14 protein-coding genes are annotated in these 13756 nt (G+C 51.4%); 9 read left to right on the forward strand and 5 right to left on the reverse strand.

What is annotated here, in order from left to right; all coding sequences use genetic code 11:
• Window positions 1–52: 52 nt before the first annotated feature.
• Window positions 53–988, forward strand: coding sequence for a sugar phosphate isomerase/epimerase family protein (locus tag ACS5NO_RS26655; RefSeq protein ID WP_439417951.1), 936 nt, complete (start codon window positions 53–55; stop codon window positions 986–988).
• Between the two features lie 80 nt (window positions 989–1068).
• Here the strand turns inward: ACS5NO_RS26655 and folE are convergent, their stop codons facing one another.
• Window positions 1069–1803, reverse strand: coding sequence for a GTP cyclohydrolase I FolE (gene folE, locus ACS5NO_RS26660; protein WP_439417952.1), 735 nt, complete (start codon window positions 1801–1803; stop codon window positions 1069–1071).
• Entirely contained in the window at window positions 1766–2182 is a 417-nt protein-coding gene (locus ACS5NO_RS26665) for a 6-carboxytetrahydropterin synthase (protein ID WP_150874779.1), read from the reverse strand. The genes folE and ACS5NO_RS26665 overlap by 38 nt, the downstream gene beginning before the upstream one ends.
• Before the next feature lie 410 nt (window positions 2183–2592).
• On the opposite strand from ACS5NO_RS26665, the gene ACS5NO_RS26670 reads away from it, so the two are divergent.
• From ACS5NO_RS26670 to ACS5NO_RS26700, 7 genes are all read left to right on the forward strand, one after another.
• On the forward strand, window positions 2593–3873 hold the full coding sequence (locus ACS5NO_RS26670; protein ID WP_439417998.1) for a Gfo/Idh/MocA family protein: 1281 nt from the start codon (window positions 2593–2595) through the stop codon (window positions 3871–3873).
• A gap of 119 nt (window positions 3874–3992) precedes the next feature.
• Window positions 3993–5225: a sugar MFS transporter gene (locus ACS5NO_RS26675; RefSeq protein ID WP_439417953.1), complete on the forward strand. Its 1233-nt coding sequence runs from the start codon at window positions 3993–3995 to the stop codon at window positions 5223–5225.
• Window positions 5225–6301, forward strand: coding sequence for a GHMP family kinase ATP-binding protein (locus ACS5NO_RS26680; RefSeq protein WP_439417954.1), 1077 nt, complete (start codon window positions 5225–5227; stop codon window positions 6299–6301). Before ACS5NO_RS26675 ends, ACS5NO_RS26680 begins: the two co-directional genes overlap by 1 nt.
• Before the next feature lie 154 nt (window positions 6302–6455).
• The gene (gene ispG, locus ACS5NO_RS26685; protein ID WP_439417955.1) at window positions 6456–8474 is read left to right on the forward strand and encodes a (E)-4-hydroxy-3-methylbut-2-enyl-diphosphate synthase; all 2019 of its coding nucleotides are present in this window, start codon (window positions 6456–6458) and stop codon (window positions 8472–8474) included.
• A gap of 90 nt (window positions 8475–8564) precedes the next feature.
• The gene (locus ACS5NO_RS26690; RefSeq protein WP_150874784.1) at window positions 8565–8753 is read left to right on the forward strand and encodes a DUF6728 family protein; all 189 of its coding nucleotides are present in this window, start codon (window positions 8565–8567) and stop codon (window positions 8751–8753) included.
• Entirely contained in the window at window positions 8750–9103 is a 354-nt protein-coding gene (locus ACS5NO_RS26695; RefSeq protein WP_439417956.1) for an MmcQ/YjbR family DNA-binding protein, read from the forward strand. The genes ACS5NO_RS26690 and ACS5NO_RS26695 overlap by 4 nt, the downstream gene beginning before the upstream one ends.
• 64 nt (window positions 9104–9167) lie before the next feature.
• On the forward strand, window positions 9168–9716 hold the full coding sequence (locus ACS5NO_RS26700; protein WP_439417957.1) for a tetratricopeptide repeat protein: 549 nt from the start codon (window positions 9168–9170) through the stop codon (window positions 9714–9716).
• 3 nt (window positions 9717–9719) lie between these two features.
• On the opposite strand, the gene ACS5NO_RS26705 is transcribed toward ACS5NO_RS26700, so the two are convergent.
• From ACS5NO_RS26705 to ACS5NO_RS26715, 3 genes are all read right to left on the reverse strand, one after another.
• The gene (locus tag ACS5NO_RS26705) at window positions 9720–10913 is read right to left on the reverse strand and encodes a DUF255 domain-containing protein (protein WP_439417958.1); all 1194 of its coding nucleotides are present in this window, start codon (window positions 10911–10913) and stop codon (window positions 9720–9722) included.
• Window positions 10914–11040: 127 nt separating this feature from the next.
• Entirely contained in the window at window positions 11041–11391 is a 351-nt protein-coding gene (gldC, locus tag ACS5NO_RS26710; protein WP_114406560.1) for a gliding motility protein GldC, read from the reverse strand.
• A 164-nt stretch (window positions 11392–11555) separates the two neighbouring features.
• Entirely contained in the window at window positions 11556–12308 is a 753-nt protein-coding gene (locus tag ACS5NO_RS26715) for a DUF4197 domain-containing protein (RefSeq protein ID WP_114406559.1), read from the reverse strand.
• Between the two features lie 194 nt (window positions 12309–12502).
• On the opposite strand from ACS5NO_RS26715, the gene ACS5NO_RS26720 reads away from it, so the two are divergent.
• A complete protein-coding gene (locus ACS5NO_RS26720; RefSeq protein WP_439417959.1) occupies window positions 12503–13756 on the forward strand; it encodes a competence/damage-inducible protein A in 1254 nt (417 codons plus the stop codon).

The following is a 13756-nucleotide window of genomic DNA, read 5'->3' on the forward strand; positions in this document are numbered from 1 at the left end:
CTCCTGATACATGTACTATTTTCGAGATTAACCCATTTAAAACGATTAACCTATGACTTCGCGTCGCTCCTTTTTAAAACAACTCAGCGTTCTGACCGCCACGGCGTCTGCTCTTCCTGCTCTGGCCGAAGCCGCTGCCAAAAAACCGTTCTTCGAGATTTCGCTGGCCGAATGGTCGCTGCACAAAGCGTTGTTCAACGAGAAAAAAATTACGAACCTGGACTTCCCGGCCCTCGCTAAAAATGAATTTGGCATCGATATCGTCGAATACGTCAACCAATTTTTCAAGGATAAAGCGCAGGATGCCACGTATCTGAAAGAATTGATGATGCGCTGCAAGGACAATGGCGTTCGGAATCACCTGATTATGATCGATGGCGAGGGCTATCTGGGCGAAACCGATGCGGCCAAACGCAACGAAGCCGTTGAAAAACACAAGCCCTGGGTCGAATGCGCCAAAACGCTGGGCTGTAAAACCATTCGGGTCAATGCTTTTGGGAAAGGGACGGCAGAAGAAGTGGCCAAAGCCGCCGTGGAAGGACTGGGAAAACTGGGCGAATTTGCCAGAACCATGAACATCAACGTGATTGTCGAAAATCACGGCAGCTATTCGTCCAACGGCCAGTGGTTGACCGGAGTCATGAAGCAGGTAAATATGAAAAACGTCGGTATTCTGCCCGATTTCGGCAATTTCTGCATCAAACGCAGTGACAATTCCGAATGGGGCGGCAAGTGTGTGGAAGAATATGACCGCTACAAGGGCGTGGGTGAAATGATGCCGTTCGCCAAGGGCGTCAGTGCCAAAACCCACGATTTCGACGCCAGCGGCAACTGTACGGACACCGACTACATGCGCATGATGAAAATCGTGAAAGACAGCGGTTTCAAAGGCATCGCCGGGATCGAATACGAAGGCTCAACCCTGAGCGAATACGAAGGCATCAAAAAAACAAAAGCGCTTCTGGAGCGCGTAGGGACTCTAATTTAGTTAAGAGTGATGAGTTAAGAATTAAAAGTTAAATGCGTCCTTGTGCCATTAACTCTTAATTCTTAACTCATCACTCTTAATTACAAAGCTGCGGTTGGTTCGCTGACGTGGCGCAGAAATTCCTGCCGGGTGGCTTCATCGGACTTGAATTTGCCGCCGTAATGCACCGTAACCGTCGAGCTGTTGACATCCTGAACCCCGCGCATCGAAACGCACAGGTGCCGGGCGTCGATCACCACCGCCACATCCTCGGTCTCCAGCACGGTTTTCAACTCATTGGCAATCTGCACCGTTAACCGCTCCTGCACCTGGGGGCGCTTGGCGAAATACTGCACAATGCGGTTAAGTTTGGACAAGCCAATCACTTTTCCACTCGAAATATAGGCCACGTGGGCGCGGCCGATGATCGGCACAAAATGGTGCTCGCAGTGCGAATGAACGGTGATGCCCTTTTCCACCAGCATTTCGTTGTACTGGTATTTGTTTTCAAACAGAGCCGCCTGCGGTTTTTTCGCCGGGTCGAGACCGCTGAAAATTTCCTTGACGTACATTTTAGCAACGCGCCGGGGTGTTCCTTTCAGGCTGTCATCGGTTAAATCCAGCCCCAAAATGTTCATAATGTGCCGAAAATGGCCTTCGATCAGGTCCATTTTTGCCTCATCACTCAAGTCAAAGGCATCATCACGCAACGGAGTTTCGATGGAAGACGCCACGTGGTCATCACCCATTTCATCGACTGTTACGTCATGAAGCAGGTCATAAGCAGGATGATGGCCGTTAGACCGGGTATTCAACGAAGTTCCGTTCGGTTTCATAGAGTCTGATTTTCAAATCCAGAGATGAATCTAGCTGGCTGCGCAGCGAATCGTAAATAACAATGGCAATATGTTCGGCGGAGGGATTGAGGTTTTTAAATTCTTCCGTATCTACATTGAGGTTTTTGTGATCAAACCGGTCCGTAACGCGGTCTTTGATTAAATCACTGAGCAATTTCATGTCCATGACGAAACCCGTAACGGGGTCAACTTCGCCTATAACCTGAACAATCAGCTCATAATTGTGGCCGTGATAATGAGGATTATTGCACTTGCCAAAAACCCGTTTGTTCTCTTCATCCGACCATTCCGGATTGTGGAGACGATGAGCCGCGTTGAAGTGTTCTTTGCGGAACACCGCTACCCGTTTTTTGTCCATTCTGTCAGAGCCGGTCGCCCGGATTTTTCGATTGATACTAATTCTCGACCAAAATGTCGTCAGAAAGGATGTCTGCAACACATTTGAGCCGTCAAGCGGTGGGATAGTCCGCCTTCAGGAAGCAATTTCAGTCAGTTTCGCAGGGATAACAGCCCGGTTTCTGATTTGGTTCATACGTATATACCGGCGATTTTAAGAAATTATTAAGCCTTTCGGAATCAACTGTAGGCAACTCCCTGGATAAAAATACAAGTAATCCCGTCATTTTTTTGGCTCTACCGATATTTTGCCTTTTTTTACGGCTTAGTCCTTAACAAACCCTTAAAGACCGAACCTCCTTGAAAACGAATCGACGTCATTTTTTGCGTTCTGCGGCCGCAACCGTTTCCTCCGCCCATTTATTTCCGACCATTCTAACCGGTGCACCGGCCCAGGACCAAAAAGTCCGGCTGGCTTTTATCGGTTTGGGTGGCCGGGGCCGCAGTCACGTCGATCAGGCCATTTACCGGAACGATGTGTCCATTACGGCCATTTGCGACATCGATCCCGATGCGATCAACCGCACCAAGGCCATGATTAGCAAGGCCGGGCGCCCCGAGCCGGCGGTTTTTGGCAAAACGGACGAAGATTTTCTGAACATGCTCAAACGCGACGACATCGACGGCGTCGTGATTGCCACCCCCTGGGAATGGCACGTGCCGATGTCGGTAGCCACGATGAAAGCCGGGAAATACGCGGGGGTAGAGGTGTCGGCGACGGTTACCCTGAAAGAATCCTGGGATCTGATCGAAGCGTCGGAAAAAAGCGGGATGCCCTGCATGATTCTGGAAAACGTCTGCTACCGGCGCGATGTCATGGCGGTTTTGAACATGATTCGTCAGGGTCTTTTCGGCGAAATGCTGTATGCCCACTGCGGGTACCAGCACGACCTGCGAACCGTCAAATTTAACGGTGGTATGGGCAAAGAAGGGGTCGAATTCGGAGCCAAAGGCTATTCCGAAGCCCGCTGGCGCACCCAACACTCCGTCGATCGCAACGGAGATCTGTACCCTACCCACGGTTTGGGGCCGGTCGCCCACTGGCTGGACATCAATCGCGGCAACCGGTTTATGTATTTGACGTCGACTGCAACCAAGGCCCGGAGTCTGCACAAATTTGTGGTGGATAAAGGCGGAGCCAATCACCCGAACGCCAAAGTCAATTTCAAACTGGGCGATATTGTTACGACCGTTATCAACTGTGCGAATGGCGAGAACATCGTGATTATGCACGATACGAACTCACCCCGCCCCTATTCGCTGGGTTTTCGGGCGCAGGGAACCCAGGGCATCTGGATGGACGATGGAAAAACCATTTATATTGAAGGAAAAAGTGCCAAACCGCACCAGTGGGAGCCTTTCAAACAATACCAGGACCAATATGATCACCCGATCTGGAAGCGCCACGCCCAAACCGCCGAAAATGCGGGCCACGGCGGGATCGACTTTTTCGTGATCCGGGCTTTCATCGAGTCCGTCAAACGGAAAGTGCCGCCCCCAATCGACGTGTATGACGCAGCGGTTTGGAGCGCCATCAGTCCACTTTCGGAAGAATCCATCGCCAAAGGCAGCAAACCGATTGAAATTCCGGACTTTACGCGCGGCAAATGGAAGACGAATAAACCCATTTTTGCGTTGACAGATGACTATTAATTCGCTAACGGCCCGATAATCAGAATAAAATTCTTAATTAATAAAAAAATTTAAAATATATTGAACGACTGCGTGTTATATTGCAGGCTCTTTCTCAATTTCTCCAAACTTCTCAAAAAATGACTCCGACTGCAACCCGGAATTCAACCAATAGCTACCTTGGGCCACTGCTCATTGTCGGCATGTTATTTTTCATTTTCGGATTTGTCACCTGGGTCAATGGGGTGCTCATTACCTTTTTCAAACAGGCTTTTCAGCTCAGCACCGTGGGTTCGAACCTGGTGGTGTCGGCGTTTTTCATTTCCTACACGCTCATGGCGATTCCGTCGTCCTGGCTGCTCAAGAAAACAGGATTCAAAAACGGGATGTCGCTGGGCCTGATCATCATGGCCATCGGCACCATCACGTTCATACCGGCTGCCAAGGCGATTTCGTATCCGCTATTCCTGGTCGGTTTGTTCCTGATCGGAATTGGCTTAACGGTTCTGCAAACGGCTTCCAATCCTTACGTGACCATCCTTGGCCCCCGCGAAAGTGCAGCACAACGGATTAGCTTCATGGGGGTCGCCAACAAATTAGCGGGCATCATCAGCCAGTTTATTTTCGGCGGTTTGTTGTTAACGGGGGCCAATGTCATTTCGGCCGAGGAATCGCTGAACAAAGTAGTGACGCCATATTTGATTCTGACGGGCGTTCTGGTGGTGCTCGCCATGCTAATCCGCTTCTCTACTTTACCTGAAGTATCCGAAGAGCAGGATGAAGATAAAGCGATAACAGCCAAGCCATTAACTACCAACAGCGTCTGGCAACATGCCAACCTTGTACTGGGCGTTTTAGCCATTTTTTGCTATGTAGGGGTCGAAGTCATTTCGGGCGACACCATCATTAACTACGGCGTTGCGCTGGGCTTCTCCAATGACGAAGCCAAATACTTTACGGCCTATACACTGTACGGTATGCTCGGCGGTTACATCCTGGGCATCATCCTCATCCCGCGTTTCCTATCGCAGCAAAAATCACTCATCATTGGCACGAGTCTCGGTTTGGTTCTGACCGTGGGTGCTTTGCTGACCGACGGGTTTACGTCCGTTCTGTGCATCGCGCTCCTGGGTTTTGCCATTGCACCGATCTGGCCGGCCCTCTGGCCGCTGTCGCTCGACCGGCTGGGGAAATTCACCAAATTAGGCTCAGCTTTGCTAATTATGGGTATTTCCGGTGGTGCGTTACTGCCCCTGCTGCATGGTTATCTGACCGACGCCGTTAGTCCGAAATTAGCGTACGCCATGATCCTACCCCTGCTAAGCTACATCTTGTATTACGCACTGGCAGGAAGCAAAAAACACACCTGGTAATGAGCCAATTAAGCGTTTCCACCCCCGGCAGAATCTGTTTGTTCGGCGAACACCTGGATTATTTGGGGCTGCCCGTCATTGCCGCAGCCATCAACCGGCGAATCCGGATTACCGGTTCGCACCGGGCGGATCGGAAAGTGGTGATTAATTTGCCGGATGTGAACGAGCGGGAAGAATTTGAGCTATCGGACGCCAGTCTGGTTTATACCAAACCGCGTGATTATTTTCGGAGCAGTTACAATGTTTTGTTACGACACGGTTACCGGTTTTCGAAAGGAGTGGAATGTGAAGTCCACGGAAATATCCCGATCAATTCCGGCACATCGAGTTCATCGGCCCTGGTGGCTTCCTGGCTGCATTTTCTGATGCGCCTGAGTGACCGTCCGCGTCTGCTGAGTCGACAGGAAATCGGGAACTTGGCCAATGAAGCCGAAGTGCTTGAATTTGGCGAACCGGGCGGCATGATGGATCATTATTCCACCGCCATCGGCGATGTGATCTATTTGGAGTCGGAACCGCACATTGAAATTGAAGAATTACGGCCCAAACTCGGTGCTTTCGTGCTGGGCGACTCACTGGAAGCCAAAGATACGCTGGATATTCTGGGTCGGCTGCGGAACGGCGTCAACGGAATTATTCATAAAATCAAAGCCGTCAACCCGGAATTCTCGCTCCATACCACGGATGTTCTGGAACTTGACGACTACCGCCCTTTTTTATCGGGCGGAGAAAATACGCTGCTGGAAGGCACGGTTTCGAACCGCGATCTCCTCCGCGAAGCCCGACAGGTGCTGGAATCAGCCGATCTGAATCACATCCGGCTTGGCGACTTGCTCAACCGTCACCACGCCAATTTGCGGGATGCCCAACGTATTTCGACAACCAAAATCGACCGGATGCTCGAAGCGGCTTTGAATGCCGGGGCGCTGGGCGGTAAAATCAACGGTTCGGGGGGCGGTGGTTGTATGTTTGTCTACGCGCCCGGCCATGCCGGAGCCGTCGCAGAAGCCATTGAACGCCAGGGCGGTGCGGCCTATATTATTCGGGTAGACGAAGGCACCAAGGTCGAAGAATAGAATAACCGACTGATTATCAACGTATATCCATCTCTTTTACTAACGTTCCGAAATGAACAATTTCGGGAAAAAGCGGGTTCTATTACTAGCTTTTGCGGGGAAAACGCGCCGGTTTTGTACCTTTGTATCCTCTTCCGCACTCGCTGTTTAGGCCATGCTTGACTTCGCAACACCGTCTTTAATACCATCCGCCGAAAAACCGGCTCTCTATTGCAACTCCTTAACCGGATATTCCCGTCGCAAAACCATCACGGTTCCCATCGGCAACATTCCGCTAGGCTCTGATTATCCCATCCGGGTTCAGTCGATGACGACCATCGACACCATGAACACCCTGGGTTCGGTCGAGCAGTCGATCAAAATGATCGAAGCGGGCTGCGAATACATCCGGATTACGGCGCCCAGTGTCAAGGAAGCCCAAAATCTCGAAAACATCCGCAAGGAATTACGCGCCCGGGGCTACACCACACCCCTCGTTGCCGATATTCATTTTACACCCAATGCCGCCGAACTGGCCGCCCGCATCGTCGAAAAAGTCCGGATTAACCCCGGCAATTACGCCGACCGGAAGCGGTTTGAAGTCATCGAATACACCGACGCGTCCTATGCCGCCGAACTGGAACGGATTCGGGCCAAATTTCTGCCCCTGATCCGGATTTGTAAAGAATACGGAACGGCCATGCGGATCGGTACCAATCACGGTTCGCTGTCGGACCGGATTCTGAGTCGATACGGCGATACACCCCTCGGGATGGTGGAATCGGCTTTAGAATTTCTGCGGATTTGTGACGATGAAAACTACCACAGTATTGTTCTTTCGATGAAATCCAGCAATCCGCAGGTCATGGTGGAAGCCTACCGCCTGTTGGTTCAGCGACTGGATGCAGAAGGCTTGAAACCGTATCCGCTGCATTTGGGCGTCACCGAAGCGGGCGAAGCGGAAGATGGCCGGATCAAATCAGCCGTTGGCATTGGCACGTTGCTGGAAGACGGTTTGGGCGATACCGTCCGGGTTTCCCTAACGGAAGATCCCGAACTGGAAGCCCCGGTTGCACAGGCGCTCATCGACCGGTATGCAAAACGGGCGGGCCACAGCCAGATTCCGGAAATCCGGCACTATCCCATTCATCCGTATCAGTATACCCGGCGGAAAACCCGCGAAGTCGCCAATTTCGGTGGGGTCAACGTACCGCGCGTGATTGCCGATTATTCCGAAATACCCGTCACCCACCACGAGCAACTCCGGCCCATCGGCCACTTTTACCTGCCCGTTCCCGACAAATGGCGGATGAATGACCTGGGTGCCGACTACCTGTACACTGGTTCTCAGCCCGCTTCGTTCATGTTACCCAACGGCTTGAAAGAAATTCTGGATTATTCGGCCTGGCTTTCCGCCACCGATCAGGTTCATAAATTCCCCTTGCTTGACACGAATACCTACCTGAACAGTCGGCAAGAACCGGGCGGTTTACACCCGCTTCTCAATTTTGTTGAAACCCAACTGGGCGAATTTTCGGATGAATTAGCTAGTGCGCTCAGTGAAGATCAACATGTGGTGCTGGTGGTTCGAACGGAAAATACCCACGCGATGGCCGAACTTCGGCGATTGTATGTCGAGTTGATCAACCGCGAAATTTTCTGCCCGGTCGTAACGCTGCGGAGTTTTCCGGACAGTCAGGGCGATTCCCTGCAACTCTACGCGGCAACGGACATCGGCGGATTGCTGGTCGATGGCCTGGGCGACGGAGCCTGGCTAGCGACCGATCAGCTTCCCGACCTGTCGCCCGATGAGCGCCTGGAGACGGCAAACCGGTACAATTCGACGGCATTTGGCATTTTGCAGGCGGCCCGCACCCGGATGTCGAAAACGGAATACATCTCCTGCCCTTCCTGCGGACGAACGTTGTTCGATTTGCAGGAAACCACGGCAACGATTCGCAAACGCACCGACCACCTGAAAGGCATCAAAATCGGCATCATGGGCTGCATCGTCAACGGACCCGGCGAAATGGCCGACGCCGATTATGGCTACGTTGGAATCGGCAAAGACAAAATTTCGTTGTACCGGGGTCAGCAGGTGATCAAAAAGTCGGTCACCGCCGAACACGCCGTCGATGAACTGATTGAATTGATAAAAGAAGACGGTCGCTGGAATGAACCGGAATCTGAGTGAGGAATTAAGAGTTAAAAGTGAAGAGTTAGCCACTCTTCATTCTCTCACCGATTTAACGCTTAATTTTTAACTCTTAACTCTTAACTCATTATGTCCAAAATCGGAGATTATTTCAAGTTGGGTGATGTCTTCCGGTATTTCTACCGGGTTTTTCAGAAACCGGACCCTAGTCGCCCGACGAACACCAACCTTCGCATGATGCACGGAATCAACCGGATTTCCATCATCATGTTTCTGTTCTGTCTGATTGTGATGATTGTCAGAGCCATCATGCGATGAACATTGAAACGCTGCGGAATTACTGCCTGAGCAAATCCGGTGCCAACGAATCGTTTCCGTTTGGTGAAGATACGCTGGTTTTCAAGGTTGGCGGCAAGGTGTTCGCCTTGACGTCGATGGATTCCCGCCCGCTGTCGGTCAATCTGAAATGTAATCCCGAACTGGCCGTCGAGTTGCGCGAGCAATACGATGCGGTTCGGCCCGGTTATCACATGAATAAAGTACACTGGAATACCGTTATCATCGACGGAACGATTCGGGAAAGTGATCTGAAAAAATGGATCGATCATTCCTACGAACTGATTGTTGCCAGTCTACCTAAAGCGGTTCGGCACGGACTGGAAAAATAGGATACGGGTTGCAAATACCCGGTTTTTCAGCTAGTTTACAGTAGTTTTCTGAAAGCTTCAGGATATGGAAGTTGCGCTGATAGGATTCTTCTTTATTTTCTACCTGGTTGTCCGGTATTTCGTGATCGACCACGACACGCAGGCGGAAAAAGACCGTCTTCGGTTTGCCGAGGGCATTACGCTCGTCCAGTTTCACCGCTACGATGAAGCCTTCGCCTACTTCGATCAGGCCGTTAAACAACACCCCAAATCCTCCCTGGCGTTTGCCTACCGGGGAAAATGCCACCTTCGGAATGAAAATGCCTATTCCGCCCTTTTCGATCTGACGGTTGCCCTGAGTCTCGACAACACCATTCCCGATTCGTATCTTGATAAAGGTATCGCTCTGTACCAACTGAATCAGTTCGGAGAAGCCTTCAAGGAGTTTGACAAAGCTGTCTGGTATTTCCGGGGTCAGCAACCCGACGCCATCCGCTGGCGGGCAATGGCCCGGATGCAGCTCGACCAGTACGGTCCGGCCCAGAAAGACCTGATCCGGGCCATTGAACTGGGTGACGAAAATTCGGCCTATCTCTTGAAGCAACCGCCGTTCTCCAACGTCATTTATTCCTGACGATCATTTTAATCGGCCAATCTGCTCCGTATTCCGCTTCGTATCGATTTTAGCGGCTTTCGCCATCTCCAGCGACTTTTGCGCGGCTTTCAACCCCTCGGCGGTTTTTTCACCCCGGCGATAGACCTCAGCCAGTTCAAAATACAAATCAGCCTGTTCGGCGGGGCTTTTTGCCTGCGGAATGGCTTTGTTGGCCCAGCGGGCTACCGTCGGCGCATCGCTGGCATCCGGGCTTTTCCGGTTGAATAACCGAATCACATACAGGTATTCCGGCGTCGAGAACTGGTTCTTAGCAATGTGATCGTCCATTCGGGAAGCGGCTTTGGTGGCCTGACCCGCGCGAAAGTAAGCGTTGATTTCGGGCAGCAGCGTGCGGTTACTGGCGACGCGTCCGTCGATACCAACTTGCTGAAGCTGGTTACGGATGGTGATGATTTTGGCGGCCGGATACTGGTTGCCCCGGCTGCTATACAACGAAGACATCAGAATATTCTCCGCCACCGTTTTGACCTGCTCCGCACCGTTGGGTTTGATAAATTGATCGAGGTGGCCGATCATGTACTGAAAAAGCGGGTTGTCGACGTCCAGAATCAGCTTTTGCAACACGAGCCAGTTCGTTGGATTTGCATACGTATTGGCGGCTTGCCGGGTGGCATACTCGTTCATCACCCGGATGTTCGTCACCGTGTCGCGCGTCACCCGGGCATACATCCCGTAATCGATCAGGAAATTCGCGGAACGCTCCCCGTCTTCAAACCGTTTCCGCATGGCCGACGACCGGATTTCCGGATTCAGGGCCGTGGTTCCGTGTCGAATGACCTCATCCGTCGAATTGTTACTCATCGCCATGTGAATAAGATCTCCCTGCGCATTGAAGTATAAAAACAGCGGTAAGGAGGGAACAAACAGGCGGTTTTTGTCCAGAAAAGCGATGGTGCTCTTATTGGAAATATCGATTTTGGTGCTGATAAAACGGGTATTGTAGAATTTCCCCACCGTTTTGTTCGCAAACGTGGGAATAAAACTTTGGCAAACGTGGCAGGTTTCCGAATACACTTCCACAAAGACCGGCTTTTTGGCTTTCCGGGCCGCACTTAAAACCGTCGTCAATGGCTCCTTTCGAAACTGCACTCCTTGCCCAACGGCCAAACCAATCGTCAGCCAAACAACGATCACAACTGAACTCAATATCTTCATCAGTAAAGGGTTTACGGTTTACGGTATTCAGTTTTCGGTTTATCGCGTCAGTTCCGTAGGGGAACCGCACAGCTCCGGCGGCCCGGCGAAAACTGAATACCGTAAACCGAACACAACCTGTCGTTCGCTATGCCTGCTTCTGCTGCTCGCGGTATTCTTCCTCCACTTTTTTGCTTAGAGCCCGGCAAAGGTTGTCGATCTGGTCGGCCATCGATTGGTCGCCCGTGGCCGTTACGATGGTGTCGGCGAGGCTGCCGAGCACTTCGACGCAAAACCGCTTCATATCAGTGACGGCCATGTCTTTGGTCCACAGATTCAAGCGTAATGTACCCTGGTTGTAATGATCCCATACCGACACCACCACCGCTTTGGTGTCACTCAGTCCTTCATTGGGATTGTCCGTCGCGTTCCAGAAAATTTTTTCGGGGATATTGTGGTCGTCTAATTCAACCGCAAAATTGATTTCTGATTTTTTCATCGTTTGCTTTTGAGTACAGTAAAAAACTCCGCCAACCCAGGCGGAGTCGTCAAACAACGATCCCACCCCCAGCGGAGTTTTAAGACTTCAAAGGTAAACATTTGTGAAACGGATTTGCAATCCTTCCCCGACGATTCAAATCCAAAAAACCTCTAAACGCAGGTTTACTGCTGCCCAAATACTTTCTTCAGCAAATCGTTGACGCGGGCCGCCGGGTTTTCGCGGATTTGTTTCTCTTCCTGGGCAACCAGCGTAAAAATACCGTCGACGGCTTTCGTGGCGGCATAATTGGTCAGATCCGGATTAACTTTGGTGGTGGCAATGGGTAGTTTGTTATAGGTGCGAACCAGATCCCCATAATACCGGGTGGCGTTGTTTTTTTTCAGCGTACTGTCGATCACCGGCGTAAAAGCCGCCATCAACTGATCCGAGGTGGTGCGCTTCAGATACTGCGTGGCGGCATTGTCCTGCCCCCGCAAAATACCGACGGCATCCTGAATGGTCATCGACGTCAGGGCATTCAGAAAGATCGGCTTGGCTTTTTTGGCCGCATCCTCCGCCGAGCGGTTGAGCGACATGATGAACTGGTCGACCTGTTTTCCCATGCCCAATTTACGCAAAGCCGATTCCACCTTCTGGGCTTCCGGCGGCATCAGAATCTTGATCAGCGTGTTTTTGTAATAGCCATCCACGGCCGAAGCCTGATCGGAGCCTTTGCTGATCCCGATCCGGAGGGCTTCTTTCAATCCATTGGCAATTTCGTCGTTGGATGAGCTTCCGCCCGAAGCGACATCACCTACTTTATCTAGAATTTGTCCGAAGATACCCTTCTTTTTCGGTTGGGTTGAATCGGACTGGGCAATTGCGGCACCGGAATAACCGGCGAGCAGGAGGGCAAAAAGGACTGTTTTTTTCATGTGCTTTCCAGGTTGATACTCTTTGTGAAACGTTCACCGATGGTTTGTCGGCAAAAGATAAACCGTTTTTTTACGTATTTTTGGCTCGAAAGACAGCGATCTGCTGTTAGTTTGTCAATCGGCCTTTCTCTATAAGACAGCAAAACTGACAAAAAGTAAAGGGTCGAGCCACAAAAACTTGTAGATTCTTTTTCATGAAACCCATCCTGGCCGAAATTATAACGATTGGTGACGAAATACTGTTTGGACAAATTACCGATACCAACACCCAGTGGATCGGGGCGGAACTAACGAAAATCGGAATCCGGACCATCCGGAAATCGTCGGTTGGCGATCAAAAGGAAGCCATTCTAAGCATTTTGGAGGAAGCTACCGAACGCGCTGATCTGGTCATTCTGACCGGTGGTCTCGGTCCCACCAAGGATGACATTACGAAAGTGACCATTTGCGAGTATTTTAACACGACCCTCGAACGAAATCCCGAAGCGCTGGCGTTTGTAACGAAGTTCTTTGAAAGCCGGGGCCGTCCGATTACCGAAATAAACGCCAAACAGGCCGATTTACCCCTCAATTGCACCTACGTGCCGAATGACTGGGGAACCGCACCGGGCATGTGGTTCAATGAAAACGAAACCATCTATGTCTCCCTGCCGGGCGTACCGTTTGAAATGAAGAACCTCATGCAATACCGGATCATTCCGATGTTGCAGAACCAGTTTGAAACGCCGACGATCGTTCATAAGATGATTCGCACGGTGGGAATCGGCGAGTCTTTTCTGGCTGAAACGATTGCCAACTGGGAAGATGCACTGCCCGCTCACATCAAACTGGCCTACCTGCCCCATTTCGGCCAGGTGCGGCTGCGGCTCACCGGAACCGGCAGCGATCCGGTGGTGCTGAAACAGGAAATCGATGAGCAGGTCGAAGCCGTTCTCCCGTTGATCCAGCCTTTTGTGTTCGGGTTCGATGACGATGAACTGGAAACCAAAGTGGCGCAGTTGTTGTCCGAAAGAAACTGGATGCTGGCGACCGCCGAAAGCTGCACGGGCGGTTTTGTGGCGAGTCAGATGACCAAATACGCCGGTTCATCCCGGTATTTCGTCGGCGGGGTGGTCAGTTACAGCAATACCGTTAAGGTCAACCAGTTGGGTGTTCAACCGGAGACCCTCAGCCAGTTCGGCGCGGTCAGTGAACAAACCGTGCGGGAGATGGCGGAAGGCGTTCGAATGAAGTTGGGTGCCAACGTGGGCATTGCCACCAGCGGCATTGCCGGCCCCAACGGCGGAACCCCCGAAAAACCGGTCGGCACCATCTGGATTGCCTGTTCCACCGAAAAACAGACCGTCGCCCGCTTGCTGAAACTGGGGCCTTACCGCGAGCAGAATATTCAGAACACGTCGGTTCAAGTCTTAAACCTTCTCCGGCAAACGTTGCTGGAAGAAAAATAA

The organism is Larkinella fluvii (genome assembly GCF_051857545.1).
In the GTDB taxonomy this organism is placed as follows: domain Bacteria; phylum Bacteroidota; class Bacteroidia; order Cytophagales; family Spirosomataceae; genus Larkinella.

Excerpts from the sequence above, each read along its gene's own strand:
- ACS5NO_RS26690 (WP_150874784.1), top strand. The coding sequence starts at position 8,565 with ATGTCCAAAATCGGAGATTATTTCAAGTTGGGTGATGTCTTCCGGTAT.
- ACS5NO_RS26680 (WP_439417954.1), top strand. The coding sequence starts at position 5,225 with ATGAGCCAATTAAGCGTTTCCACCCCCGGCAGAATCTGTTTGTTCGGC.
- folE (WP_439417952.1), bottom strand. The coding sequence starts at position 1,803 with ATGAAACCGAACGGAACTTCGTTGAATACCCGGTCTAACGGCCATCAT.
- ACS5NO_RS26675 (WP_439417953.1), top strand. The coding sequence starts at position 3,993 with ATGACTCCGACTGCAACCCGGAATTCAACCAATAGCTACCTTGGGCCA.
- ispG (WP_439417955.1), top strand. The coding sequence starts at position 6,456 with ATGCTTGACTTCGCAACACCGTCTTTAATACCATCCGCCGAAAAACCG.
- ACS5NO_RS26720 (WP_439417959.1), top strand. The coding sequence starts at position 12,503 with ATGAAACCCATCCTGGCCGAAATTATAACGATTGGTGACGAAATACTG.
- ACS5NO_RS26700 (WP_439417957.1), top strand. The coding sequence starts at position 9,168 with ATGGAAGTTGCGCTGATAGGATTCTTCTTTATTTTCTACCTGGTTGTC.
- ACS5NO_RS26695 (WP_439417956.1), top strand. The coding sequence starts at position 8,750 with ATGAACATTGAAACGCTGCGGAATTACTGCCTGAGCAAATCCGGTGCC.
- ACS5NO_RS26665 (WP_150874779.1), bottom strand. The coding sequence starts at position 2,182 with ATGGACAAAAAACGGGTAGCGGTGTTCCGCAAAGAACACTTCAACGCG.
- ACS5NO_RS26655 (WP_439417951.1), top strand. The coding sequence starts at position 53 with ATGACTTCGCGTCGCTCCTTTTTAAAACAACTCAGCGTTCTGACCGCC.
- ACS5NO_RS26705 (WP_439417958.1), bottom strand. The coding sequence starts at position 10,913 with ATGAAGATATTGAGTTCAGTTGTGATCGTTGTTTGGCTGACGATTGGT.
- gldC (WP_114406560.1), bottom strand. The coding sequence starts at position 11,391 with ATGAAAAAATCAGAAATCAATTTTGCGGTTGAATTAGACGACCACAAT.
- ACS5NO_RS26715 (WP_114406559.1), bottom strand. The coding sequence starts at position 12,308 with ATGAAAAAAACAGTCCTTTTTGCCCTCCTGCTCGCCGGTTATTCCGGT.